Source organism: Stieleria sp. JC731 (assembly GCF_020966635.1).
Taxonomy (GTDB): Bacteria; Planctomycetota; Planctomycetia; order Pirellulales; family Pirellulaceae; genus Stieleria.
In genome coordinates, this window is record NZ_JAJKFQ010000001.1 from 457,531 (window position 1) to 482,387 (window position 24,857).

Genomic DNA, 24,857 nt, shown 5'->3' on the forward strand with positions numbered 1-24,857 from the left:
GCAGGCGATCCCGCCTACACCGTCCTACCAAAGCGAAAACGCGATGAGCTTTCTCCAGAAACCGATTCAACAAAAGCGTCTCGACCGACGGACTCTTTTGCGCGGCACCAGTGCCGTGCTCGGGTTGCCTCTTTTGGAGGCGATGACACCGATGGCACGCAGCGCTTATGCGTCTGCGGATTCAATCAGCCGTCCGGTACGCATGGCCTGTGTCTTCTTTCCCAACGGTGTGATCGTTCCCGATTGGACACCTATCAAAGGCGACAGCGACGATCCACGCGATTGGCAATGCTCCAAAACACTGGAGCCGCTCAGTCCATTCAAGGAAAAGATCAATGTGTTCCGTAACCTGACACTGGACAATGGTCGGGGATACAAAGATGGTGCTGGCGATCACGCGCGATGTGGGGCGACGTTCCTAACAGCCGCCCGCCCGCTTAAAACGAGCGGCAACATCCATCTTGGTGTTTCGGTTGACCAAGTTGCCGCATCGCAGCTTGCTGGCAAGACTCGTTTGCCTTCGATCGAATTGGGACTCGAAGGCAGCCGCAACGCGGGCAGTTGTGACTCCGGCTACAGCTGTGCGTACAGCAGCAACATTTCATGGCGCAACGAAACGCAGCCCATGCCGAAAGAAACCATTCCTCGGTTGGCATTCGAGCGGCTGTTTGGAAGCGGCGATGCACATGAGCGTCGTGAAAAGAACCGCGTTCGTCGTAGTATCTTGGATGTGGTCCGTGGTGATGCAAAGAACCTGATGAAGAGTCTCGGCAAGACCGACACTCGCAAGATGGACGAGTACTTCTCAGGGATCCGCGAGATCGAGCAACGGATCGAACAGAGCGAGCGAGATGATGCCGCTGCATTGCCTGATTTGGAAGTCCCGTTCGGGCGCGTCGAGCAGTTCCGTGAACACGCGCGGTTGATGTTCGACTTGATGGTAATCGCGTTCCAAACCGATTCGACTCGTGTCGCAACGATGATGTTGGACAACGCCGGTGGTAATCGCCGCTATACCGAAATCGGAATCAGCGACAGCCACCACGGGATGAGCCATCACCGCAACAAAGAAGACCTGGTCGAAAAGCTTTCCAAGATCGATCGATACTTGGTGGAGCAGTTCGCGTACTTCATCGAAAAGTTGGATGCGACATCGGATGCCGGTGGAAGCTTGCTCGACCAGTCGATGGTGCTTTACGGAAGTGGCATTAGCGATGGCAATCGTCACCGCCACGAAGACCTGCCGATCGTGATGGCGGGCGGTGCTTCCGGGCAAATCGAAACCGGTCGCTACATCGATACCGGTGATGAGTGCCCCATGGCCAATCTGTTCCTGACAATGTTGGACATGATGGGAACACCGGCTGAGTCGATTGGTGACAGCAGCGGTCGATTGGTGATCTAAGCACGGTGAGCTAGCACTGTGATCTAACCACAGCACAAATGCGTTTCAAAGCTGAACAGTCAGCGATGTTGTCAGCTATACCGATTGTTCAATCCAGCCACCGCCGATGACTTGCGTCCCTCGGTAAACCACGGCGGCTTGGCCTGGGGCAACCGCGTCGACCGGCTGTGTGAAATTGACTTTGAATCGGCTTCGGTCGGTGTCTTCGATTTGAACATCAGCCAAGTGCGGTGATCCGTTGTAGCGGATCTGCACCGAAAGCTCGCCGGACAGGTCGTCGGTCAACCAGTTCGCTTCGTTTGCTTGGAGCCCGGTGCTGGCTAGATGTTCTTTCGTGCCCAGGACAACGCGGCAAGTCTCCGGTTCGATTCGGATGACGAAATGGGGGATGCCCAATGCGACACCCAGCTTCTTTCGTTGGCCGATCGTGAACGCTTCGTAGCCTTGGTGGGTTCCGACAACGGTTCCATCGACGGTGACCATCTCGCCAGCGGTGGTGCCGACCATCTCGGGACGACGAGCTTTGACGAAGTCACTATGGTGGCCTTGCGTTACAAAGCAGATTTCCTGGCTGTCCTTTTTCGTCGCGACGCCTAGGTCGAGGCCTTCGGCGATGCGACGGATTTCAGGCTTTTCGAAATCGCCAACCGGCAGCATCATCCGGTCCAAGCGATCGGGGCGGATCCCAAACAGGGCATAGGATTGGTCTTTGTGACCATCGAGTCCGCGATGCAGCTGCCCATTGATCATCCGTGCATAGTGACCGGTGGCGACGTAGTCCGCGTCCACGCCATCTGCATAGTCAAAAAGCCGTCCGAATTTGATCCAGTGGTTGCACTTGATGCAGGGGTTGGGGGTACGGCCAACCAAATAGTCGTCCACAAAGTAGTCAACGATGCGGCGAAAGTCGGCTTGAAGATCAAGGGCATAAAACGGGATGCCCATCGAAGCGGCAACACGCCGGGCGTCGGCCGCATCGCTGGCGGTGCAGCAACCCTGTTTATGGTCGGCGCGGCCTTGGGCGAGGCCCCCCAAAACTGGAAGGGACGCTGCGGTGCCGGAATCGACTTTGCAAACTTCGCTGGATTCTTCTCCGTGACGCATGAAAATGCCGATAACTTCGTGCCCGGCTTCCTTTAAAAGGTGTGCCGCGACACTCGAATCGACTCCCCCACTCATCGCCAGAACAACGCGTGCCATGTATAGTTCTTTACCTTAAAACGGGTGAAATCGCCGTGCGAACCGGTGAACCGCTTGGCGATCGCTAAGTCGTTGATGTTCGCAAATTTGCTTTACCGACCACAAAAACAGCGTCGCGATGTCCCAGACCGACTTCGCGATCGGGAACAACGGATTATCAATGGACGCCGAACTAAATGGACGCGGTGCCAAAATCAAAAAGCGATTGGCTCAACTTTCCGAATCGCTGGACTTTGCCTCCAAATCGGCTCAGGTCAAAAAGATCGAAGCCAAGATGGGGGAGCCTACTTTCTGGGATGACAACGACGCGGCGCAAAAGACCGTTTCCCAGCTGAAAGGTCTAAAAAGCATTGTCGGTCCTATGAATGAATTGTCCACCGCCGTCGGTGATTTAGGCGCGCTGATGGAAATGGCCGAGGAAGACGAATCGATTGTCGATGAAATCGTAGGTGAGTTGGACCGCCTGGAAAATATTCTGGATGATCTGGAACTGAAAGCGCTGCTCAGCGGCCCCAACGACAACGCCGGTGCGATTCTGACCATCAACGCCCGAGATGGTGGTACCGATGCCAACGACTGGGCTGACATGATGTTGCGGATGTATTCCGCATGGGCGGTCGGACAGGAATACAAAATCGAACTACTCGACCGACAAGACAACGAAGAAGCCGGGATCAACAATGCATCCGTCGCGATTCGTGGTCCCATGGCGTATGGCTATTTGAAAGGCGAAGAAGGCATTCACCGACTCGTCCGAATCAGCCCGTTCAACAGCGAAGGCAAACGCCAAACCAGTTTTGCCGCGGTCAGCGTATCCCCCGAAATCGACGATTCGGTCGAGATCGAAATTCACGAAAAAGACGTTCGTGAAGACCGATTTCGGGCCGGTGGTGCGGGTGGTCAGCACGTCAACAAGACCGATAGTGCGATTCGCTTGACCCACGCGCCCAGTGGCGTCGTCGTCCAGTGCCAAAATGAACGAAGTCAGCACCAAAACCGTGCGACCGCATGGAAAATGCTGCGGGCAAAGCTGGCACGTCTGGAAGAAGAACGCCGCGAAGCCGAAGACGCCAAAAAGTACAACACCCAGGCGAAAACAGGGTTCGGCAGCCAAATCCGTAACTACTTTTTGCACCCTGACCAACGGGTAAAGGACGCTCGGACCGGGCACTATGTCGGGAACTTCAATAGCGTGCTCGATGGCAGCGAACTGCAGGGCTTCCTCGATGCGTTTCTGCGCTGGAAAGCTGGCGATGCAGCCCCGATCGCAGACGAATAGGCTGGTGATACAGTTAAGCCGCACTTGGGCCGGTGCCACATCATTTGAGTGAACATAAATCTTCGCATTTATCCGTCTGCCGAGGTAGAATCCCACCTCCTCATCAAGACTTGGTTGTGCGATGTCAAGCAAAGTTCGTTTTCAGTGCAAATCCTGTCCGCAAACGCTGGCCGTGGACGCGTCAGCGGTTGGAAAACAGGTCCGCTGTCCCAAGTGTAAAAACCTGTGCACGGTTCCAGCTAACCAGCCTTCGGCAACAACGTCGGCAACGGCGACCAGTCGTGGTCCTGCGGCACAGCCAAGCTCAGCACAGTCAAGCTCTGCACAGCCAAGTTCAGCAAGGTCACGTGCAGCGCAGCCACGTGAGAGACATACCACGCCGGCAAGTTCGCCGGCTGTGTCTGGCTCCGCAGCCAGCGCAGCGGCAAAGTCGACTATTCGCTGTGGGCATTGTCAGACAAAGCTTGCCGTAAAGCTTTTGGATAAACCATCGACGGTGAAATGTCCAAAGTGTTCGATGCAGTTGAAGCTTCCGGCAAAGTCCACTTCGGCTGCACCAGTCCAGACGCAGCCACCGGCACCGCAGAGCAAGCCGGTCGCACGTCCGCAAGCGAATCCCGAGACCCGCGACATCGTGATGCCTGCCATCCCCTTGGACGCGACTTCTGTACCTGCACCAGCACCAAGGGCGAATGCGTCACCGGCTGCACCCAGCAGTGATCCTTTTGGAGGCGACGCCTTTGGTACTGATCCTTTCGCAAGCCCGTCTGCGTTCAGTACACAACCCTCGGCAGCACCTGCCGCTGGTGCATCAGGCGGTGGATTCGATTTCAATTTTCCAACTTCGGGACCGATGGCTTCGGCCGCGAGTGATCCGTTTGGGAATTCGGCGACTGTCACCAGTGCTTCGCCAATGGCCAGTCAATTCAATGCGCCAACCAAGTCTGCTGTTGGCGGTGGTTTCAAAGGCTGGGTTAAAGGTCATCGATTGGTTAGCGCGATCGCGCTGGTTAACTTGATCGGACTGTTCTTCTGTTTGATCTATCCTCCCATCTTAATCGTTTTGGCTTTTCAGATTCCGATCGGGGGCGTCGTTGCGGCGTGCTTGTTCATTCCACGAATCTACGTGATGGATCGTATTTTTGGATATGTGCACCAGCGAACCGCTGCAATGGGAGCAGGCGGTGTGGGGTTGTTGATTGCGGCAGTTGTCTCCAAAGCGTTTTTTAGGGGGATGCGTCGCACGGAAGGCAAGTTTGATCCTTCGATGGTCGCCTCAGTCGTTGGAGTTATTTTTGGGGTTTTGGTTGCAATCGGAATCGTGGTGGGACTTTGGAAACTCTTTGGGTTGTTTCGTGTCATCGCGGTCGGCTATCTGGTTCAGTTCATGTTCGTGCTTCTAGTGATGGTCGTCGGATCGTATGGAAAGGCACGACGGGATCGCGAGTTTGATGAATTTGTCGCCGAATCAAGACAGATGCATGAGGACTTTGGTTTCCGATCGCAAGCGGCGATGCGTGCAAGGGATTCGGTCAACCGGCCAAGTTTTGGTCCAACCGGTAGGGACTTTTTAGAATTGGCGTCGGGCGAAACGTTGATCGATATCACTGCTGAACCCGGTTCGCCGATGCTCTTGGTGATCAATGAGTTTTTGGCGAAGCAAAATTTCCCTTCCCATCGTCAGCGTACGACTGGCACAAAAACTCAACTGGTCGTACGCCATTCAGGATCAATGGATGATCTAGCCAAATTGATCAACTTTGGGGAGGTGCAGTCGATCGATCAGGACAGTCAGACGATCAATGTTTCTGTGACGCGTCAGAACGCATTGCGTTAAGCGGCCAGTCCATGATCACCCAGCAGTTGTTCAAGACGGTGTAGAGCTACAAGCATCTCATTCCATTGTCGAACGACGTCCATCGTAGGAAAACGCACCGGATGCGCGTCATCGAATCCGAGTTCACTAACCGTGACATGGTGATCCATGACGCTTGGGCCTGTCTCGCTGATCGATGTCGCTTTGCTGTGCGAAGTGTGCTGTTCATCATCAACCGGCAAGACTTGTTGCATCGCTTGATGGACTGCCCACAGAGCCGCCTTTTGTCCGTTTTCAGCATCGACGGTGGTGCGAAGAGTTCCCGATTGCACAAAGTATTTGGCCATGAATGTGTCTCCTACTGAACCGAATCCTGAAGGGGAAAACGCAAGTTGAAGCGAACGTTCCCTTGCGACATTTCATTGATCGGCGATGCCATGACACGGTTGGTCCACGTGCGGCTTTTCAGGACAAAGGCGCCTAGAGCAGGCAAGATTTCCTGCCGGTGTACGAATCGGTGTGCGTCTGCGTCGGCATCGGCGCGTTTTAGTTAAACTATTCGCCCGCAGTGACTTTCCCATTCCCTTCGATTCCGACCTCATGAAGCGCTTTTTAAAGTGGATCATCGTTTTGCTGGTGCTTGGGGGGATCGGTGCTGCGGTTGCCAAACCCGTGAAACAGTACTGGAAAGAGCGGAATCGTTTGCAGTGGGAAACAGCGGCGATCGTTCAGGGCGATATCACTCGGTATGTCAATTCGACTGGCGCCGTTCGACCGGTCCGATCGGTATCGGTGGGATCGTTTGTGTCCGGTCCGATCGTTGAACTGAACGTCGACTTCAACGATAAAGTCCAAGCCGGCGAGGTGCTCGCGCGAGTCGACCCGCGATTGTTTAAAGCCGAGATGGCTAGGGCTGAAGCCGCATTGGCGACGCGAGAGGCTGAACTGGAACGGATCGAAGCGGAGCTTCAACAGGCGGTCAACAACTTTGACCGTGGGAAAAAGTTACGTGAGAAACGCGAAGGCTTTCTGTCGGAAAGCGAAATGGATTCGCTCACATTCCAAGTCAAGTCATTACAAGCCCAGCGGAAGGTCGCCGAAGCAACGATCTTGCAGGCCAAAGCGTCACTCGACAATGCGATGGCGAATCTGAATTACTGCGAAATCACTGCACCGGTGGACGGTATCGTGATCGATCGAAAGATTGATCCAGGGCAGACACTGGCTGCACAGTTTCAGACGCCGGAGTTGTTTGTGGTTGCCCCGGATTTGCGTCAAAGCGTTCATGTGTTTGCATCGGTTGACGAAGCGGATATCGGATTGGTGCAGCGAGCTCAATCAGAGAAACGTCCTGTGACTTTTACTGTCGACGCACATCCGGACGTGGTTTTCGAAGGAACGATCGAGCAGATTCGTGTCAGTAGTGCGTCAACGCAGAACGTCGTGACCTATCCGGTCGTGATCGAAACAGCGAATCCAGATTTGAAGCTGCTGCCCGGGATGACCGCGAGCATTTCGTTCGAAGTCGATTCGACGGAGGGAGTCGCCAAAATTCCCAATACCGCGCTGCGTTTTTATCCCGAAGATGCCGCCTGGGTTCGCGAACAAGATCGGCATCTTGTCGACGGTTCGATCTGGAAAAAGTCCCCTGAGGCCCAACAGGACGACGGGATTCGACTGTCTGCCATCGAAAAGACCAAGCGTAGTCGACAGCGGAATCAACGACACGTTTGGGTCGTCGAAGGCGATCTGTTAAAGGCGGTCAAGATTCAGACCGGGTTAACTGAAAGTGGGTTCACGGAGCTTCAGTCCGGTGACCTTTCGGTAGGGGATGTCTTGGTTACCGGCAAAAAATCATAGGTGCGATGTCGTTCTTTGATACCGTTCGAACCGCCTTGTGTGCGCTGCGAAAGAACAAGATGCGTGCGATCTTGACCGTGATCGGTGTTGTCATCGGCATTGCCGCCGTGACCACAATCGTCTCGATCGGGCAGGGTGCGAATCGATTGGTGCAGGGTGAGCTTCAAGGACTGGGAACCAATGTCATTTTCATTACGCCGGGCCAAACCAAAGAAGGCGGCGTTCAGCAGAACGATGCCCCGACGCTGACGGCATCCGATGCCGACGCAATCGCGGCGGAGTGTCCTGCGGTCCTGGCAGCTTCACCAATGGTTTGGACCGGCGGGCAAGTGATCTTCGGAAACGAGAATTGGAGTCCGAAGGAGATGCTTGGCGTCGGGCCTGACTTTTTGCAGGTACGTGCATGGCCTTTGGAGGCTGGGTCGTTTTTCAGTGATGCCGACGTCGACGCGAATGCCAAGGTTTGCGTGATCGGTCAGACACTGATCAACAAACTGTTCCGAACGACGAACCCGATCGGGCAAACCGTCCGCATCAACAACGTGCCCATTCGTGTCATCGGGATACTGGCCAAGAAAGGCGCGAACATGGTCGGTGACGATCAGGACAACTTGATCGTGATGCCGCAGACGACGGTGCGCAAACGCATGGTCGGTGCGCCCATGGACAACATTCACGCGATCATGGTGTCTGCCAGGGGAATGGATCAGATGGGACAAGCGACCAAGGAGATTCGCAACCTTCTTTTAGAGCGGCATAAGATCGCGTTTGGCGATGAGGCCGATTTCGAAGTCACCGATATGGAAGAGGTGGCAAGTATGTTGGGGATCATCACCGGCACACTAACGTTGATGCTGTCGGTGATCGCGGGTATTTCGCTGGTTGTCGGTGGCGTCGGGATCATGAACATCATGCTGGTGTCGGTCACCGAGCGGACGCGTGAGATCGGGATCCGGATGGCACTGGGGGCACGTGGCAGAGACATCCTTTGGCAGTTTCTGATCGAATCGATCGTGCTGTCAGGGATTGGTGGATTGATCGGCCTAGGTCTTGGTACGGGGATGTCGATGATCGTGACCGTGGTGATCAATACCTATAAGCCGGGAACCGATTGGCCGATGGTGGTATCAATTCCGGCGGCCCTGGTCGCGATGGGATTTGCCGCCGCGGTCGGTATGTTTTTCGGGTTCTATCCGGCGCGTCGTGCAAGCAAGATGGACCCGATCGATGCTCTCAGGTACGAGTAAACGCGATGGCATTGATTGAGCTAGACGATGTGCGGCGGACTTATGATTTGGGCGAAGTCCAGGTGCATGCATTACGCAGCGTTTCGTTGAATATCGATGATGGCGAGTCGGTCGCCTTGGTCGGGCCATCGGGAAGCGGCAAGTCGACCTTGATGAATACCTTGGGATGTCTCGACCGTCCCACGCATGGGAGCTATCGTTTGGCTGGCGAAGAGATTGTGACGATGACTCGCGATCAACGTGCCAAAATTCGTAACCGGCAATTGGGTTTTGTCTTTCAGAACTTTAATTTGCTTAATCGAACCTCTGCGCTCGAAAACGTCGAATTGCCGTTGATGTATGGCACTCGAATGTCAGCGCGGCAGCGACATGATCGAGCCCGAGAGGTGCTTGATCAGGTCGGTCTTGGTGATCGATACCATCATCATCCCAGTCAACTTTCCGGCGGCCAGCAACAGCGTGTTGCGATCGCCAGGGCCCTCGTCAACCGACCGTCGATTCTGATGGGTGACGAACCGACAGGGAACCTGGACACGAAGACCAGTCGTGAAGTCATCGCGTTGTTCGACAAGCTGAATCAGTCAGAAAAAATCACGGTGATCCTGGTCACACATGATTTGGGTGTCGCGCGTAGCGCGAGAAGGACGATCGCACTGCGTGACGGATCGGTCGTCGTCGACACGACCGAATTCGAGGAGGCAAAGCAAGCCTTGGAAGCGGAAACAATCGATCTGTAGGCAGACTGTGGCTGGCCAACGGCAGCGGCTACGAACAAAAAAACCGCAGCCGGGCGACGACTGCGGTTTCGGGTTTGTCTAGATCAGGAGCGTTTTAGAACGAGAAGTCGTTCGGGATCGTTCCGTTCTTGATCACGATGGAAACTCCATCTCGGACTTGGAGGTCATCGTCTTCGCCGTGGTGATTGACGCCCTTTTTGTTGACAATCGTCACGTTGGTTCCGACGCGGCTGTTCTTGTCCAAGATGGCACCGCTGATGGTGCTGCCGGCTCCGATCCCCGTTGGGACTTGGCCAGGTTCCATGGCACGACCATCGTCGGTGTAATCCGCACCCATCACGACGCTGTCTTTGATGGTGACGTTATCGCCGATCACGGTACGCAGTCCGATCACGCTGTTTTCGATCGTGACGTTGCTGCCGATGTGGCAACCGTCGGCGATCAAGCTGCCCCGGATCGTAACATCGTCTCCCATCACGGTCGGCGGCAGGAAGCGTGGGCGGCTGTAAATCGGTGCCGACGCGCAACCCAGTTTGAAGGGAGGTGTCTTGCTGGCCAGCGACAAGTTGGCTTCATAGAACGCTCGGATCGTTCCGATGTCTTCCCAGTATCCGTCGAACAGGTGAACTTGGACTTTGCGGTTGTTAATCGCACCGGGGAAGACTTCCTTTCCAAAGTCTTCGTGTGAGTTGCCTTCGAGCAGGTCAACCATGACGTCTTTGTTGAAGATATAAAGACCCATGCTGGCGAGGCAATCGCGGCCATTGCTTGGGATGCCGCGTGCGTCGATCCAAGCGGGATCCATGCGTACCTTTGCGATGTCTTCTTCCGTTTGTGGCTTTTCGACAAAGCCGGTGACACGTCCGTCATCGTTCAACTGCATGATGCCAAGTGCGCTGGCATCTTTGCGATCGACTGGAATTCCAGCGATGGTGGCATCGGCACCAGAATCGATGTGCGTTTGCAGCATGTCGCGGAAATCCATTCGGTACAACTGGTCACCCGAAAGGATCAAAACGTATTTGATATCGGGTTGGTCGATGTAGCGAAGGTTTTTGCGAACGGCGTCAGCGGTGCCTTGGTACCAATCTTCCGTTCCCGCATCGACAGTTTGCTGTGCGGCAAGCAGTTCGACGAAGCCGCCGGTGAAGTGATCGAACCGGTAGGTCTGACGCAGGTGGCGGTGCAGACTGACCGAAAGGAACTGTGTCAGAACAAAAACGCGACGCAATCCGCTGTTAATACAGTTGGAAATCGGGATGTCGATCAGGCGATACTTTCCGGCCAACGGGACGGCGGGTTTGGCACGAATCTTGGTGAGCGGAAAAAGACGAGTCCCACGACCACCGCCAAGAATAAGAGCGATCGTGTTGTTTGAAAGATCCATGGTGTCTGCAGTTTGGTGGTGAAGCGGTCAGGTGAAGCCAACGAATTGGCTACCAATATTTTTCAAACCGAATCCGTCCCGCACCCGATTCATGATCATGGTCAACGGGCTGGAATCCGGCGGATTCGAGCAATGGCAACATCCCAGGCGTTGGTGGCGCTTCGCTACCAGGCGGGACGTAGCCAATCATCTCGGGATTGCCGCACAAGAACACGTGTGTGTTCTCGGGGCTGAGTGGGTCATCGGCTGCTTTGGCAAGTTTGCCGGTCGTGAACAAGTCTTGCAAGTATTGTTTGCCAACATACCCGGGCATCGACGTGTCGATATTAATGGGTTCACGAGTGGTGCAAGGCAAGTACCGATAATTTGAAAACTGGTTCATCACGGCAAAATGTCTGGCGTGATAGCCGAGGTCGCCCAGGTATCGTACGCAACATGCGTTAACAATTCGGCCGCGATGGCCTTTGGCAAGCAGTCCTGCCGTCATCGCGTTGTGCGGAGCTTCGCCAGTTCCGGTGCCGAGCATTAAGATCGTCGCGTCGGGATCAACGTCGCCGATTGTGTATTTGCCCACAATCTTTTTACCGATCTCAACCCGGTCACCCGCCTGCAATTCGAAAAGCCGAGGCGTCAACGCAGGTGCGGGCTTGTCAGGCGAAGAAGCGGCACGGACGAGCGTGATGTAGAACTCGAGATAGTCGAGCGATTCGACTGGTGCGATCAACCCATGTTCGTTCAGCAGAGGGCACGAGATTGAATAAGCGCGGCGTACAAGTTTCTCGCGTTTTTTCTCGGGCAGCGTTTCGACCTGTGTCCCCTGCAATCGTTGCTCCCAGTTGCCAAGGCCGAGCGTCACATATTGACCGGCGACAAAGGCTGGGACTCCGTTATCCGGACGAACGCGAAATCGTGCCAGATTTTCGTGGCAATCAATCCGTTCGATAACTGTAGCGTTGTAGAACTTGTCACGAAGTGCTTGAAACTGCGAATCCGATTGGCTCATTTGGGGGCTGTCCGAACTGAGCACGACATTCTCCGATCAGGCGGGTGAGTGTTCGTCGCGAATCAAATCTTCACGAACCGAACCTCCACGTCTTCTATTCATCGGGGCAGCGGCGTCGCGACGACACCCATCGTGCGATTAAAAGGCCGAAAAGTCTGCTTTCGCGGGCCGGTTGCCGAACTTCCCCGAAAAAGCGGCGGTAATCTTTGCACTCACGCAATATACTGAAGTCTTCGCCGACCCGTCGCACCTAGCCGATGGGGGGCCGAAATAATTCTGCAGAACTTTGTCTTCTAAGTTTTCTGTCTTCTAAGCTCTTTGAAATCGAAATGCCTTTTCAAATTCGACGAATTGCGATTCGTTCTCGATTCTTCGCCCTCGCAGCTTTTGTCGCCGCGTGTGTCAACGGCCTCTGGATTGATTCCGCACAGGCTGGAGAGCGATGGACCGATCTGTACGGTAAGCACACGATCGAAGCAGACTTTGTTGGCTTGTGGGGGGACACAGTGGTCCTGCAGATGTCTACCGGCAAACGAGTCTCGGTGGCGATGGACCAGTTGATCGCCGAAAGTCGAATTCAAGCTCGGCAACTGGAAGAAGAGCAAAAGAAACGCCGCAGTGAAACTCGATCGCTGATCGAAGACGACGCGAAAAAGGCAGCGGCGCCTGCTCCTGATCCGTTGCCCGAACCGCCACCGGTTGCCGCCTACTCGCCCTACACCGGTTCGGGTGACTTGCTGTCCAATCTGCAGTGGCAAGCCCAGCAAATGCGCAACGGCCATGTCTTGTTGGTCACGTTTGACTCGCTTCCGCCAAGTTATCAAGACGATGTAGAGCGTCTGCTGAAACAGTCTGTCGCAAAGCTTGACCTCGCCGGTGCTAACCAAGTGATCCGTTCGGTGCATTCGATCGGTGAGCTAATCGTCACACGACAACGATGGGTTTTCTCTTACCCTCGACTAAAGAACATGGACGAAGTCAACAAAGACTTGCTGCAGAAGGTCCTGCTTTCTATTGGCGGGATGATTCGCGATGGGCTGGATCCCGATGAATTGCAGCTTGCCGAGTTGCCAAATCAGCCACTGCGGACTTGGATCAAAAACATCGATGACAAAATGGCGCCCTACATCGCAAGCTTGGGCGATCTGAAAGAAACGCTAGGAATCCCCGAGGTCAGCTTCAACGTGACGCAGGAACAGAATGGCGCCGCGACTGTCGAAACATCCTTCGGAGCAATTTCTCAGCCAACGGATTATCTGCTTGTCGAAGATAAGTGGGTTCCGGTATCGATGTCAAAGGAAGCCTGGGCAGAGTCCACAAAGTCCTGGGACGCATGGCTAGCGGAAACGCCTGACGCTTCGGTACCAAACGCCGGTCAAGCCACGGCGGCGACGTTGGTTGTCGATGGTTTTGTGCAGTCGGCACTGAGTGCAACGAACTCGCGCGAGTTGCACGCCCAGTTTGACACGTTGATTGCCGGTGTCACACCGATGCTATCTCAAGTTGCGAATATGGGCATGGGCATGGGGAATAACCGGCAGAATGGATATGGTGGCAGCGGCGACCAAAGCGGTTACAGCAGCTATGAAGAAGGCATGGACCAAAGCGGTTCGGATCCCTACGAACAAGAAATGCAGTCCGGCAGCAGCAGCTACTCACAATAGTTGCCCGCATTCAGTCAACCGATAGTACCAATAGTACCCATCACGCTCCGCCGTGATGTCAGCAGCAACACTGTACCCATCACGCTCCGCCGTGATGTCAGCAACGAACCAGCAATCACACTCCGCTAGGCCGATTGCCCGCCAACCTCTATCTTTATGACCGACGCGTCGCGTCACAGGTTTGCGTCACAGTGTCTTTTGCGTCACAGTGTCTTTCGCGTCGCACGGACGGTGGTAACGACGCAGTGACCTCCACATTGCTACTTTCAAAAAGCTGCTAGTGCTTTGTTCCAACTCGATTTTAGGATTAGCCGTATGGCGTTAGCCACGGTTTCAGTGCAATAACCAGGGCAAACGCCCGTCGGGTGATGACCCGAACCCGTATTTTCATATGGAACGAAGCACTAGACATGATGCCTAAAAAAGTAGCGGTTATCGGTGGTGGAATCTCTGGACTGACCACCGCGTTTTACCTGCGGCAGCTTCGGCCCGACTCACAATTCACTCTGTTTGAATCCTCACCGCGACTTGGCGGGGTCATTGGGACGGAGGTTGTTGATGTGTCCGAAGGTCGGTTCGTGATCGACCACGGCGCAGACATGTTCGCGACCGATCCGCCCGCAGCGATGCAATTGTGCAAAGACCTAGGGATCGATGGCCAGCTGATCATTCCTGACGCCAAACGGGCCGGGGCGATGGTCGTGCATCAGGGAAAGATCGCGCCCATCCCAGAGGGCTTTGTCCTGATGCGTGCGACAAAGCCGTGGCAGATACTGATGACACCCATCTTGTCACCGTTGGCAAAGCTGCGGTTCTTGAAGGAACGTTTCGTGGCGGCTCAGCCAGAATTGAGTCCCGATTCGGACGGCGACTTAAGCGTTGCGCAATTCGTGCGTCACCGACTCGGTCAACAGGCGCTGGAGCGACTGGTCGAGCCCTTGGTCGCGGGCATCTACACTGCCGATGTGGAAAAGCTGAGTTTAAAAGCGACGATGGGGCCGATCGTTGCGATGGTCCAAAAACACGGTTCGCTCGCCAAGGCAACCTTAAGCCGCCGCCGTGAAAACGAAGACTCGACCGAACGCAACAGTGCCGGGGCGCGCTACCAGCGATTTCGTGGCCTTCCCAATGGGATGGGGCAATTGATCGAAACGTTGGTCGATCGAGTCGGTTCCGACAGAATTTCGGTAAACCAGACCGTCACACAGTTGAACTTCGATGGTCAACAATGGACGGTAGCGGTCAGCGACAAAGACGGCCACGTCACCAGTGAAGTGTTTGATGAAGTCGTGCTCGCGACACCCGCAGGTGTCTCTGCACGTTTGCTGGCTTCGGCAAAGGCATCTTCTGATGATTCGGTCAGACAGGCCTGTCAAACCGCAGGAGACGGGCTGGGGAGCATCCAATGTGCCTCCGCAGCAATCGTAGTGCTGTGCATCGCAAAGAAGCATTTACGGTCGTTGCCAGAGAAGTTCGGTATCGTTGTGCCCACCATCGAAAACCGTAGCTTGCTTGCGGTCAGCTTTGCCAGTCACAAGTACCCGATCCGTTGTCCGGAGGATCATGTTATCGCGAGAGCCTTTTTTGGTGGTGCGATGCGAGCGGAGGATCTTCAGAAAACCGATCAGCAGCTCATTTCACTCGCCCGGCAAGAGCTTGGCGAATTGATTGGGCTGCAGGGACCAGAAACGATCGCCAAGGTCGTGCGGTGGAATAACGCGATGCCCCAGTACCATGTTGGCCATCAAGCCAAAGCCGATGCGATCGAGACGGCGATCGATCAAATACCGCATTTGCATTTGGCAACGAATGCGTTGCGTGGTGTGGGCATCGCTCCGTTGGTGGCAACCGCCAAAAAAGCGGCACTTGCTGCGGGCTAGTCTGCGGCAGTACTTTTGACCGCAACCTGATTCGACATCAGCGTTTTGCCGCTGGACGGGCTTGTATCCTGTCCCATGGAAACCATCCGCCACCCGCTATTGGAGTCTACCGAACGAGGGCTGTATTGTCCGATCGGTGATTTCTACATCGATCCCAGACGCCCCGTCGAAAGGGCGGTTGTGACGCATGCACATACCGATCACGCGAGGTGGGGGTGTAAGCAATACCTTTCGGCAAAAGAGGGCGAGCACCTGTTGCGGATGCGAATGTCGCCGGATGCTCAATTTGATTTTTTGCCCTACGGGAAACAGGTCACGCATCACGGCGTCCGGGTTAGCTTTCATCCGGCCGGGCACATCTTGGGATCGGCACAAGTACGTTTGGAATATCGCGGCCAAATCGCTGTCGTTGCAGGCGACTACAAGCTTGGTCCTGACCCGACCTGCGAAAGCTGGGAACCGGTGCCTTGTGATTTGTTTGTGACCGAATCGACGTTTGCACTGCCCGTTTATCGCTGGCAGGATCAGGACGAGATTTTTGCGAGTATCAATCGCTGGTGGAGACGCAGCGCGGATGAAGGCAAGTGTTGTTTGCTGTATGGCTACGCGGTCGGAAAGAGCCAACGCTTGCTTGCCGGGCTGGAGCCTTCGATCGGACCCATTTATACGCATGGTGCGGTAGAAAAAGGCGTTCAGGCATACCGAGCGTCGGGAGTTCACCTACCGATGACAACCTACGTTGGTGAAGTCAAGCAAAAAGCGGACTTTGCCGGAGCGATGGTGGTCGCCGTGCCCAGTGCCCATGGGACACCATGGATGCGCCGCTTCGGAAATGTCAGCGCAGCGATGGCAAGCGGTTGGATGATGATCCGCGGGACCCGCCGTCGCAGGGCGGCTGATCGCGGTTTCGTGCTCAGCGATCATGTTGACTGGACGACAACATTAAAGGCCATCGAGCTTTGTAACCCGCAGCAGGTTTGGGTGCACCACGGCTACTCGGCGATTCTTGCAAGGTACCTGAACTCGATCGGACGAACGGCGATCGCGTTGGACCAAACCGGTCGACGTGACGACAGTGAAGATGACGAGGGAAAGGACTCGGTACAGGAGGCGACGGAATGAAACGCTTCGCCGAGATGTACTGGAGCCTGGATTCGACAACGAAGACGAACGAAAAAGTCGCGGCCATGGCGGCGTACTTTTCCGAAGCACCTGCCGATGACGCCGCTTGGGCCATTTATATTCTGTCGGGTCGAAAGATTCGGCAGCTGGTGCCAAGCCGTTTACTTCGTCAATGGGCTGCCGAAGTCGCTGAGCTTCCCGACTGGTTGTTCGAAGAATCTTATTCGTCCGTCGGCGACTTGGCCGAGACGATCTCTTTGATCGTGCCACCCGGTCAATCCGATGTGGACGGAAGCCTAAGCGATTGGATCGGAAGCAAGTTGCTACCGCTTCGTCCTCTGGATCCTGAAGACCAGCGTGTCGCTGTGGTCGAGATCTGGCAACAGACCGATGCGAAGACTCGATTCGTAATCATGAAATTGATCACAGGCGGTTTACGGGTCGGGGTTAGCAAACGCTTGGTCACCCGAGCATTGGCGGAAGCATCTGGTATCGAGCCGGAAGCGATCGCACACCGGTTGATGGGCGACTGGGAGCCAAACGCGGAGTTCTATCAGACGGTCATCGATCCAAATAACGTCGATACCAAAGTCAGTCGCCCCTATCCCTTTTGCTTGGCGTATCCGATCGAGCAAGCTACTTCGCCTGATCGCGACGGCGGACCGCAGCAAGCGGCCGAGATTGCTTCGACGATCGGTGTCGCCAGTGAGTTTGCCGCGGAATGGAAATGGGATGGTATCCGTGGTCAGGTGATCCGTCGCGAAGGGCAAACGTTTCTTTGGTCCCGCGGCGAAGAATTGATGGAAAACCGTTGGCCTGAGATTGAGCTCGCTGCGGAGGAATTGCCTGACGGGACTGTGATCGACGGAGAAATCTTGGCATGTGATCTAGATGAACATGGCGAGGTCCAAGGCATCTTGCCGTTTTCCCAGCTGCAGCGACGAATCGGAAGGAAACGTGTCGGAAAGAAGTTGCTCAGCGAGGTTCCGGCCGTCTTCTATGCGTTTGATTTACTGGAACTGGACGGTGACGACATTCGCAAAGATTCATTCCGGATGCGCCGTAGTCATCTAGAAAGCTTGATGGGGTCGATCAATCATCCACGCCTTCAAATTACCGAACTGATTGAACAAGCCGATTGGTTGGAACGGGCCAAGCTCCGTGAAACCAGCCGTCGGCGGCAAAGTGAAGGTCTGATGCTTAAGCGATGGGACAGCGTCTACGATGTTGGACGTGTTCGCGGGACATGGTGGAAATGGAAAGTTCAGCCCTACACCATCGATGCGGTGTTGATCTATGCTCAACGGGGTCACGGAAAGCGTGCCAGTCTTTATACCGATTACACGTTCGCCCTTTGGGATGAGGGATCGTTGGTTCCCGTTGCGAAAGCCTACAGTGGTCTCGATGACGGTGAGATTCGTCAAGTCGATCGCTTTGTTCGACAAAACACCAATGAATCATTCGGCCCGGTGCGAAGTGTGACGCCGGAATTGGTCTTCGAGCTAGCGTTTGAAGGGCTTAGTCGCAGTACAAGACACAAAAGCGGGATCGCGACACGCTTCCCACGGATTCTCCGTTGGCGGCATGACAAAAAGCCGAACGATGCCAATCAGCTTAGCGACCTCAAGGCGCTGCTTCCCAATGAGTAAGCGTGCGGCAAAGAGTTCGGCGGCGTCGGTTTCGATCGACCGAATTGAGCCGCGTGATTTAATCGAACAGTTCTTTACAGAGATCGGTTGGAAGCCGTTTCGCTTTCAGGCCAGCGTTTGGAACTCCTACGGGCGTGGCGAAAGTGGACTCGTTCACTCAGCGACCGGGACCGGAAAAACGCTCGCCGTTTGGCTTGCACCGATCCTATCGTGGTTAAAGCAGAATCGCGATCGTGCGACGTGGAATCCCAAACAACCCGAACCGTTACGTGTCCTTTGGATCACTCCTTTGCGAGCCCTTGCTGGGGATACCGAATCGGCGCTTCGCCAGCCGATTGATGCACTGAAATTACCGTGGACTTTGGAAAGTCGAACCGGTGATACGAAAGCCAGTGTGAAAGCGAGGTTGTTAAAGAAACTTCCGTCCGCATTGGTGACGACACCCGAAAGTCTGTCGTTGATGCTAACGCATGAAAAGCTTCAGCCGCAGTTGTCCAGCGCCGAAGCGATCATCGTTGACGAATGGCATGAACTGCTAGGCACCAAGCGGGGCATCCAGACCGAGCTTGCGCTTGCCCGAATGAGAAAGCTGAACCCCAACCTACGGACCTGGGGACTGAGCGCGACGCTGGGCAACCTACCGGAGGCGATGGCAACGTTGGTGGGGACAGCACCGACGCGGCCGACCAAAATTATCGAAGGCTATCGAAGGAAAAAGCTGAAGTTGCAATCAGTAATTCCACGCAAGATCGAACGCTTTCCTTGGTCAGGGCACATCGGCACAAAGATGATCCCGCAGGTTGCAGAGGAGCTACAGAAAAACGAGTCGGCGCTTGTGTTTGCGAACACGCGAAGCCAAACGGAAATCTGGTACCAGCACCTTTTGGCTCATCGACCTGATTGGGCAGGTCAGATCGCACTGCATCATGGATCGCTGGACGCATCGGTGCGTCGATGGGTTGAAGCCGGCTTAAAAGAAGGCACGCTTAAAGCCGTTGTTTGTACCAGCAGTCTTGACCTCGGCGTTGACTTCACGGCGGTCGATCTTGTTGTTCAAATCGGAAGTCCAAAGGGGGCGGCTAGGCTTTTGCAACGGGCCGGACGCAGCGGTCACCGTCCCGATGCGGTCAGTCAGATGTCGTTTGTCCCCACGCATGCGATCGAATTGGTCGAACTGGCGGCGGCAAAAGATGCAATCGAACGCGGTGACTTGGAATCGAAACAATCGCACCACAAGCCACTGGATGTTCTCGCACAGCACTTGGTGACCGTGGCGATCGGTGGTGGATTTAAATCGGCAGAGATGTTTCGTGAAATTCGCGATTGCTATGCCTATCGAGATCTCACCGAACAAGAGTGGAATTGGGTGCTGGACTTCATCGTTAGCGGCGGCAGCTCACTCGAACGCTATCCCGAATTCAAACGTGTTGTACTCGAACATGATCGCTATGTCGTTCAAGACAAGCGGACGGTTCGCATGCATCGAATGGGAATCGGAACGATCGTGAGCGACGCCGCGATGAAGGTGAAGTACCTCAAGGGAACAACGCTTGGTACAGCGGAGGAGTACTTCCTATCGAAATTGAATCCGGGCGATCGGTTTCTGTTTGCCGGTCGTTTGGTCAGCTTGGTTCGGATTCGTGACAATGCCGCGTATGTAAAGCGAGCCACCGGAACGCCTGATACGGTTCCGCGATGGATGGGCGGCCGAATGCCGCTTTCGACAGAGCTTAGCGATGCGCTGCGACGCAAGCTTGAGGAGGCTGCCGAGGGCAAACTGATCGGTCCGGAGATGAAGGCGCTAAAGGACCTTTTCGAGATTCAGAAACGATGGAGTGTCTTGCCGGCACGAGATGAGTTCCTGATCGAGAAAATCAAAACACGCACCGGCTATCAGGTTTTCATGTTTCCTTTTGAAGGCCGCTTGGTGCATGAAGGTCTGGCCGCGGTCCTTGCATACCGCATCAGCCGGCATCAAAAATTGTCACTGTCGATGGCCTGCAATGACTATGGCCTTGTGCTGCAATCGGCGAGTGAAATACCGGTCGAATCCGCGTTGGCCGCCGGCCTTTTGTCGCCCAAGCATCTGGACGAAGAAATCGTTGCCAGTATGAACTCGACAGAAATGGCGAAGCGTCAATTTCGCGAGATCGCTCGTGTCGCAGGTCTGATCCACAACGGGTTTCCAGGCCAACAAAAGTCGAACAAGAACTTGCAGGCGAGCAGCAACTTGTTTTTTGATGTGTTTGAAAAGTACGATCCCGAAAACCTGCTGCTGTTGCAGTCGCGGCGTGAGGTGTTGCAGTTTCAGTTAGAAGCCAGCCGGATGCGAGACGCGCTGTTGCGGATCGAAGGTTGTCGTTTACTGGTGACTGAGCCGCCAAAGGTGACACCGCTGGCGTTTCCGCTGTTGGTCGACAAGTTGCGCGAGAGGGTCAGCAGCGAGACGCTCGCCGATCGAGTGGCACGTTTGCAAGCGAGTTTAGAGAAGGCTGCGGGCTGATGAAGCAGCAATTAGCAGCGGGGGAATTTTCGAGTGACGATCGGGTTGTGATTGGCGCAAAGAAAAACCCCGCTGGCGTCGCCAACGGGGTTCATCTGGGTCACTCACTTCACTCGCAAGAAATTACTCGCGAGGGCGGATCGCTCCGGTCAAACCGGTGTAATCAACGCGGTCGGTGGTGTGCCACAAAGGCTGTCCACGTTCGACACGTTTACGCAAAACTTCGATCTTCTCTGGGCTGCCTGCGGGAGCGTCGGTTGGGTCAAAATTGTCGTCTTCGTGTGGGACGAAATCTTCGTCATGCCCGTAACGCAGGATTGCTTCAAAAACGTTCTTGCAACGGCTCATTTCTTTCATCTGTTTCGAATCTACCTCTTGGAGTGCCAGGACCGACATCATTCGGCCTTACATGGCGTATCTGTTATTGCTTTCCTCATGGAAAGCAGCGAATGGTTTGTATTCGTGATTGTCTGCGAACCGCCATTTACATTGCTTGTGAAAAAGAGAGCAATGTCGTCGCGACAACTGATCGACGAGGGATTATTGACGTCCAAATGCGTGAGTCAAGAAAAATTGTGGGTGGCTTGATGACCGTCACATTGCACTGCCGATCGATCGCCCCAGAATCGTGGGGCCGCATGTACATATTGGGTTCAGTTTGCGGGGGCGTTTGATAGCACCTCATTATGCGAGATTTGCGTGTCAAGGGGGCGAATCTTAACGCTGTGTACTGCCGTCGGCGGATCAGAACGCCTCGATTTCGTCAAGCGGGGGTGGAGACGTGCAGGAGGCCATTGCCCCCCGCCCCTTCCCAATCGGGATGGATTACCTAGGTTTTGTGTAAGCCTGGGGGTGAAAATTTTTTCAAAAATTTTTGAAAAGCTCCTCTAATTAGTTCGGTCAGTTCGTCATTTTGGGCGGATCATGTGGATTCAGAAAACAATAACACTTCCTTCACATCGCCGCGGATTTCATCTGATCACGTCCGAAGTGGTCCGGGCGATCCCTGAACTGAAGTCGATTCAGACCGGTTTGCTGCACGTCTTTATTCAGCATACGAGCGCTTCGCTGACCATTAACGAGAACGCCGATCCGGATGTTCGCGTTGATTTCGAGACGGTAATGAACCACGCCGTTCCCGAATCGTTGCCCTACGTCCACACGCTGGAAGGTCCCGATGACATGCCGGCCCATGTGAAGGCCAGTATGATGGGGGCGAGTGTTCAGATTCCCGTCGGCCGAGGCGAGTTGTTGCTCGGAACGTGGCAAGGCATTTACCTGTGTGAACATCGCGATCGTGGAGGTTCACGGCGGCTGGTCGTGACGTTGATGGGCGAGTGATCGCAACGCTTCGAAGTTAACTTTCAGACAACCGAGTTCGCAGCCAGCCTCAATGGAAATCGATCAGTTACGGTATTTTTTGAAGTTGGCTGAGATCGGCAACTTCACCCGCGCCGCCGAAGACCTGCTTATCTCGCAGCCGGCGCTAAGCCGTTCGATCCAAAAATTGGAAGACGAACTCGGGGTTCCGCTCGTGGTTCGCAAGTCCAAGTCGCTTGATTTGACTGACGCCGGCATCCTGATGAAATCTCGGGCCGAGCAGATCATGGCGATCATCGATGATACCAAGGCCAGGATTACCGACGATGGGAAATCGGGCCGGATCCGATTGGGTGTCATTCCGACGATTGCTCCCTATTTCTTGCCACCGTTTCTAAAGCGGTTCGCAGAGAAATATCCCAAGGCGAATGTCGAACTGCACGAGGACACGACGCAGAATCTGTTGGCCGGGTGTTCGCATGGCGAAATCGATCTACTCGTCATCGCTCTTCCGATTGCGGGGAAGCATCTCGCACTCGAAACGTTGTTCGAAGAAGAATTGCTGCTCGTTCTAGCTGCAAAGCATCCGTTAAGAAATAAAAAGCAGATTCGCGCAGCCGACATTCAATCGCTTCCCTTTGTCGTTCTCAATGAGGCACACTGCCTGTCGGATACGATCTCGACGTATTGCCGTGGACGTTCATTTCAACCGGTGACCGTTGGCAGAACGAACCAACTGTCGATGGTGCAGGAGTTGGTGTCGCTGACCGATAGTGTTTCGTTTGTTCCCGAGATGGCCGCGAAGCTGGATAAATCCAAATCGCGAGTCTATCGGTCAATCGCAGGTGCGAAACCGACTCGCACGATCGCGATGGTTTGGGATCCATACCGATTCCAAAGCCGCCTTATTCAGTCAATGCGTGAAATGCTGATCTCGGAAGTTCGGCGTTCAGATGCGTCTTGAACACCATGCGACTGCTTGTCCAGGTACTGAGCTAGCAGACCTTATTGATTGCAATCATTCGTCATCCCCGTTGATGGCATCCGAAGTAAGAACTTGCCCCACAATTGGGAGGTCATCGTCGAACTTGTTTTTCGCGATTGACGGACGAGGGGTGGCTTGAATAATCCGATTGTTCGCTGGCCAGGTAGTGCCGTGAGGTCCGGTGAGGCGTTCGAGGCATCATTATTTTCTGCCAATTCGCGATGGGAGCAATCGCCATGCAAGATTCCTACAGTGCACTGAGTGAAGAGCAAGTTGAGGAAATCAACCGGCACAAATACTTTTTGAGCGAGCAGGCCGGATACGACGTCGGCTGGGATTTTGCGTTCGAGGACTGGAAAGAAAATGTCGCTGCACCAAGCGAAAAAGTCGATGCGGTCTCGGACGCGAAGCCGAAGAACCGAATCGGCGGCTTCCTAAAGCGATTTCTTTCCCGAGCCGCTATGATGTAGCCGCGGTCGGCCCAATGGCGACGACCGGGATGGACAACGTGAGGCAGTAACCAGTCGTCGTGAGTTTGGAATTACACCTGATCGAGATCGGCGTGATCGTCGCCGGAAAGCTAGATGCCGTCGATGCTCGGTCAACGAAGTTGGCGGTCGAACAAACCGATGCGCGTTTAAGTGAGCTGTTCCCGGGATTCAAGTTTGATTTCTTCGAGATCAAGCGTCCCGAAATGACCGCTTCGGTTAGCGAAGGGAGCGGCCGCGTCGAACCCAGTTTGTTGTTGCAGCAGGCCGTCGAAGAACGCGACGCCAAGCATTGGGATTTCGCATTCGTACTGACGGGGGCGGAATTGACTGGCAACTATTCGCCGTATTGCTTTGCGGCACTGAGCCGTCCGCTCGATGCGGCTGTCATCTCGTTATCGTTAATCGATCCGCAGGCCCTGGGCGTGGAAGTCGACCACGGTGAACGTGTCGCCCGAATCGCCAGACGACTAAGCCGTTTAATGCTGCACGCGTTAGGGCACCTTGCAGGGCTGCCGCGTTCGGATCATCCCAACGATCTGCTTTATCATCCACCGTCTGCGGCGGCGCTGGACATGATGGCGGGGATCGATGAAGAGTTCTTGCAGCGTCAGCGTTCTGCGTTTCTAGAGATCGCCGACCAGCGTCTCGAAGAGCGTGTTGGCAAGCGGATGGGACGATTCTTGTTTGGCCTGCGAGCCGCACTGATTAATCGACGCGAGATCTTTCAGGCGATCCGTGCGGCGCGACCGTGGCAATTTCCACAGCGTTTGAGTCGTTTGACCATCGCATCGTTTTCAACCATCGCGGTCTTATTTATGACCGCGGAGGCTTGGGATTTGGCGCTTGCGCAGAGCTTCGTGCGGGTTTGGCTGCTATTCCTAGGATCGCTGCTTGCGACGACCATCTATGTGGTAATCCGTCAGCAATTGCTGGTCCGACGTCGCCATCGCCGTAGTGAGCAGTCGGTTGTTACCTCCGCGTCTGCCTTCGGAATCGTCTTGACTGGAATGGCAACGACTTGGGCGACATTGTTTTTGATCGGGACGTTGATCAGTAGCGTCTTGTTCCCGGGGGACTTGGTCGCGACCTGGGCAAGTTCCACCGTCAATAGCGCTCGGCAATTATCCTGGTGGGACTGGCCGCAGATGGCAATGTTTACCGCGTCACTGGGATTGCTGATCGGTGCGCTCGGAGCCAGTTTTGAATCACAGCATTACTTCAGACACATTATCTTCGTCGACGAAGAAATTTGATTCGTGAAGTTCACTACTCCGCCAGCACTGCGGTTTGCGACGTCCGCTCGGCAACG

At 54.8% G+C, this 24,857-nt stretch carries 21 protein-coding genes; 15 read left to right on the top strand and 6 right to left on the bottom strand.

Annotated elements, in window-relative coordinates:
• Positions 1 to 43: 43 nt before the first annotated feature.
• On the top strand, positions 44 to 1,405 hold the full coding sequence (locus LOC67_RS01530; RefSeq protein ID WP_230260682.1) for a DUF1552 domain-containing protein: 1,362 nt from the start codon (positions 44 to 46) through the stop codon (positions 1,403 to 1,405).
• A gap of 75 nt (positions 1,406 to 1,480) precedes the next feature.
• On the opposite strand, the gene mnmA is transcribed toward LOC67_RS01530, so the two are convergent.
• Positions 1,481 to 2,605 (bottom strand): tRNA 2-thiouridine(34) synthase MnmA, encoded by a 1,125-nt coding sequence (gene mnmA / locus LOC67_RS01535; RefSeq protein ID WP_230260683.1) that lies wholly within the window; start codon positions 2,603 to 2,605, stop codon positions 1,481 to 1,483.
• A gap of 160 nt (positions 2,606 to 2,765) precedes the next feature.
• Between mnmA and prfB the strand changes: the two genes are divergently transcribed.
• Positions 2,766 to 3,884 carry a peptide chain release factor 2 gene (gene prfB / locus LOC67_RS01540; protein WP_410001106.1) on the top strand — a complete coding sequence of 373 codons (1,119 nt, stop codon included), beginning with the start codon at positions 2,766 to 2,768 and terminating at the stop codon, positions 3,882 to 3,884.
• Positions 3,885 to 4,337: 453 nt separating this feature from the next.
• On the opposite strand, the gene LOC67_RS01545 is transcribed toward prfB, so the two are convergent.
• Positions 4,338 to 4,784, bottom strand: coding sequence for a hypothetical protein (locus tag LOC67_RS01545; RefSeq protein ID WP_230260684.1), 447 nt, complete (start codon positions 4,782 to 4,784; stop codon positions 4,338 to 4,340).
• Between the two features lie 13 nt (positions 4,785 to 4,797).
• On the opposite strand from LOC67_RS01545, the gene LOC67_RS01550 reads away from it, so the two are divergent.
• Positions 4,798 to 5,721, top strand: a complete 924-nt coding sequence (locus LOC67_RS01550; protein ID WP_230260686.1) for a hypothetical protein — start codon at positions 4,798 to 4,800, stop codon at positions 5,719 to 5,721.
• Here LOC67_RS01550 and LOC67_RS01555 read toward each other — a convergent pair.
• Positions 5,718 to 6,047, bottom strand: coding sequence for a hypothetical protein (locus tag LOC67_RS01555; protein ID WP_230260688.1), 330 nt, complete (start codon positions 6,045 to 6,047; stop codon positions 5,718 to 5,720). The two genes, LOC67_RS01550 and LOC67_RS01555, sit on opposite strands and share 4 nt — an antisense overlap.
• A gap of 253 nt (positions 6,048 to 6,300) precedes the next feature.
• Between LOC67_RS01555 and LOC67_RS01560 the strand changes: the two genes are divergently transcribed.
• Genes LOC67_RS01560 through LOC67_RS01570 form a run of 3 tightly spaced genes read left to right on the top strand, consistent with a single transcriptional unit; the run spans position 6,301 to position 9,544 of the window.
• Positions 6,301 to 7,560, top strand: a complete 1,260-nt coding sequence (locus tag LOC67_RS01560; RefSeq protein ID WP_230260690.1) for an efflux RND transporter periplasmic adaptor subunit — start codon at positions 6,301 to 6,303, stop codon at positions 7,558 to 7,560.
• Positions 7,561 to 7,619: 59 nt separating this feature from the next.
• Positions 7,620 to 8,807, top strand: a complete 1,188-nt coding sequence (locus LOC67_RS01565) for an ABC transporter permease (protein ID WP_230260692.1) — start codon at positions 7,620 to 7,622, stop codon at positions 8,805 to 8,807.
• A 5-nt stretch (positions 8,808 to 8,812) separates the two neighbouring features.
• Positions 8,813 to 9,544, top strand: a complete 732-nt coding sequence (locus tag LOC67_RS01570) for an ABC transporter ATP-binding protein (RefSeq protein ID WP_230260694.1) — start codon at positions 8,813 to 8,815, stop codon at positions 9,542 to 9,544.
• A 94-nt stretch (positions 9,545 to 9,638) separates the two neighbouring features.
• Here LOC67_RS01570 and LOC67_RS01575 read toward each other — a convergent pair whose 3' ends face one another.
• Positions 9,639 to 10,931 carry a glucose-1-phosphate adenylyltransferase gene (locus tag LOC67_RS01575; protein ID WP_230260695.1) on the bottom strand — a complete coding sequence of 431 codons (1,293 nt, stop codon included), beginning with the start codon at positions 10,929 to 10,931 and terminating at the stop codon, positions 9,639 to 9,641.
• 49 nt (positions 10,932 to 10,980) lie between these two features.
• Positions 10,981 to 11,934 (bottom strand): ferredoxin--NADP reductase, encoded by a 954-nt coding sequence (locus tag LOC67_RS01580; RefSeq protein WP_230260696.1) that lies wholly within the window; start codon positions 11,932 to 11,934, stop codon positions 10,981 to 10,983.
• A gap of 329 nt (positions 11,935 to 12,263) precedes the next feature.
• Between LOC67_RS01580 and LOC67_RS01585 the strand changes: the two genes are divergently transcribed.
• The 5 genes from LOC67_RS01585 (at position 12,264) to LOC67_RS01605 (ending at position 20,752) form a co-directional block, all read left to right on the top strand.
• The gene (locus LOC67_RS01585; protein ID WP_230260697.1) at positions 12,264 to 13,598 is read left to right on the top strand and encodes a hypothetical protein; all 1,335 of its coding nucleotides are present in this window, start codon (positions 12,264 to 12,266) and stop codon (positions 13,596 to 13,598) included.
• Positions 13,599 to 14,008: 410 nt separating this feature from the next.
• Positions 14,009 to 15,478 carry a protoporphyrinogen oxidase gene (gene hemG / locus LOC67_RS01590; protein ID WP_230260698.1) on the top strand — a complete coding sequence of 490 codons (1,470 nt, stop codon included), beginning with the start codon at positions 14,009 to 14,011 and terminating at the stop codon, positions 15,476 to 15,478.
• Between the two features lie 75 nt (positions 15,479 to 15,553).
• Complete coding sequence (locus LOC67_RS01595; RefSeq protein WP_230260699.1) at positions 15,554 to 16,600, top strand: ligase-associated DNA damage response exonuclease; 1,047 nt, start codon at positions 15,554 to 15,556, stop codon at positions 16,598 to 16,600.
• Complete coding sequence (locus tag LOC67_RS01600; protein ID WP_230260700.1) at positions 16,597 to 18,249, top strand: ATP-dependent DNA ligase; 1,653 nt, start codon at positions 16,597 to 16,599, stop codon at positions 18,247 to 18,249. The genes LOC67_RS01595 and LOC67_RS01600 overlap by 4 nt, the downstream gene beginning before the upstream one ends.
• The gene (locus tag LOC67_RS01605) at positions 18,242 to 20,752 is read left to right on the top strand and encodes a ligase-associated DNA damage response DEXH box helicase (RefSeq protein ID WP_230260701.1); all 2,511 of its coding nucleotides are present in this window, start codon (positions 18,242 to 18,244) and stop codon (positions 20,750 to 20,752) included. The genes LOC67_RS01600 and LOC67_RS01605 overlap by 8 nt, the downstream gene beginning before the upstream one ends.
• Before the next feature lie 123 nt (positions 20,753 to 20,875).
• Here the strand turns inward: LOC67_RS01605 and LOC67_RS01610 are convergent, their stop codons facing one another.
• Positions 20,876 to 21,100, bottom strand: a complete 225-nt coding sequence (locus tag LOC67_RS01610; RefSeq protein WP_230260703.1) for a hypothetical protein — start codon at positions 21,098 to 21,100, stop codon at positions 20,876 to 20,878.
• 576 nt (positions 21,101 to 21,676) lie between these two features.
• On the opposite strand from LOC67_RS01610, the gene LOC67_RS01615 reads away from it, so the two are divergent.
• The 4 genes from LOC67_RS01615 to LOC67_RS01630 all read left to right on the top strand — a co-directional run bounded on the left by LOC67_RS01615 (position 21,677) and on the right by LOC67_RS01630 (position 24,801).
• Positions 21,677 to 22,093 carry a secondary thiamine-phosphate synthase enzyme YjbQ gene (locus tag LOC67_RS01615; protein WP_230260705.1) on the top strand — a complete coding sequence of 139 codons (417 nt, stop codon included), beginning with the start codon at positions 21,677 to 21,679 and terminating at the stop codon, positions 22,091 to 22,093.
• Between the two features lie 52 nt (positions 22,094 to 22,145).
• A complete protein-coding gene (locus tag LOC67_RS01620; protein WP_230260707.1) occupies positions 22,146 to 23,036 on the top strand; it encodes a LysR family transcriptional regulator in 891 nt (296 codons plus the stop codon).
• 257 nt (positions 23,037 to 23,293) lie between these two features.
• Positions 23,294 to 23,527: a DUF4032 domain-containing protein gene (locus tag LOC67_RS01625; protein ID WP_230260709.1), complete on the top strand. Its 234-nt coding sequence runs from the start codon at positions 23,294 to 23,296 to the stop codon at positions 23,525 to 23,527.
• 59 nt (positions 23,528 to 23,586) lie between these two features.
• Positions 23,587 to 24,801, top strand: a complete 1,215-nt coding sequence (locus tag LOC67_RS01630; protein WP_230260711.1) for a hypothetical protein — start codon at positions 23,587 to 23,589, stop codon at positions 24,799 to 24,801.
• The last annotated feature ends 56 nt before the right edge of the window (positions 24,802 to 24,857 follow it).

Bases quoted from the DNA above. Each gene is read 5' to 3' on its own strand.
- mnmA (WP_230260683.1), bottom strand. From the start codon at position 2,605: ATGGCACGCGTTGTTCTGGCGATGAGTGGGGGAGTCGATTCGAGTGTC.
- prfB (WP_410001106.1), top strand. From the start codon at position 2,766: ATGGACGCCGAACTAAATGGACGCGGTGCCAAAATCAAAAAGCGATTG.
- LOC67_RS01585 (WP_230260697.1), top strand. From the start codon at position 12,264: ATGCCTTTTCAAATTCGACGAATTGCGATTCGTTCTCGATTCTTCGCC.
- LOC67_RS01610 (WP_230260703.1), bottom strand. From the start codon at position 21,100: ATGAGCCGTTGCAAGAACGTTTTTGAAGCAATCCTGCGTTACGGGCAT.
- LOC67_RS01620 (WP_230260707.1), top strand. From the start codon at position 22,146: ATGGAAATCGATCAGTTACGGTATTTTTTGAAGTTGGCTGAGATCGGC.
- LOC67_RS01550 (WP_230260686.1), top strand. From the start codon at position 4,798: ATGGCCAGTCAATTCAATGCGCCAACCAAGTCTGCTGTTGGCGGTGGT.
- LOC67_RS01555 (WP_230260688.1), bottom strand. From the start codon at position 6,047: ATGGCCAAATACTTTGTGCAATCGGGAACTCTTCGCACCACCGTCGAT.
- LOC67_RS01580 (WP_230260696.1), bottom strand. From the start codon at position 11,934: ATGAGCCAATCGGATTCGCAGTTTCAAGCACTTCGTGACAAGTTCTAC.
- LOC67_RS01615 (WP_230260705.1), top strand. From the start codon at position 21,677: ATGTGGATTCAGAAAACAATAACACTTCCTTCACATCGCCGCGGATTT.
- LOC67_RS01560 (WP_230260690.1), top strand. From the start codon at position 6,301: ATGAAGCGCTTTTTAAAGTGGATCATCGTTTTGCTGGTGCTTGGGGGG.
- LOC67_RS01575 (WP_230260695.1), bottom strand. From the start codon at position 10,931: ATGGATCTTTCAAACAACACGATCGCTCTTATTCTTGGCGGTGGTCGT.
- LOC67_RS01530 (WP_230260682.1), top strand. From the start codon at position 44: ATGAGCTTTCTCCAGAAACCGATTCAACAAAAGCGTCTCGACCGACGG.
- LOC67_RS01625 (WP_230260709.1), top strand. From the start codon at position 23,294: ATGCAAGATTCCTACAGTGCACTGAGTGAAGAGCAAGTTGAGGAAATC.
- hemG (WP_230260698.1), top strand. From the start codon at position 14,009: ATGATGCCTAAAAAAGTAGCGGTTATCGGTGGTGGAATCTCTGGACTG.
- LOC67_RS01600 (WP_230260700.1), top strand. From the start codon at position 16,597: ATGAAACGCTTCGCCGAGATGTACTGGAGCCTGGATTCGACAACGAAG.
- LOC67_RS01570 (WP_230260694.1), top strand. From the start codon at position 8,813: ATGGCATTGATTGAGCTAGACGATGTGCGGCGGACTTATGATTTGGGC.
- LOC67_RS01595 (WP_230260699.1), top strand. From the start codon at position 15,554: ATGGAAACCATCCGCCACCCGCTATTGGAGTCTACCGAACGAGGGCTG.
- LOC67_RS01605 (WP_230260701.1), top strand. From the start codon at position 18,242: ATGAGTAAGCGTGCGGCAAAGAGTTCGGCGGCGTCGGTTTCGATCGAC.
- LOC67_RS01565 (WP_230260692.1), top strand. From the start codon at position 7,620: ATGCGTGCGATCTTGACCGTGATCGGTGTTGTCATCGGCATTGCCGCC.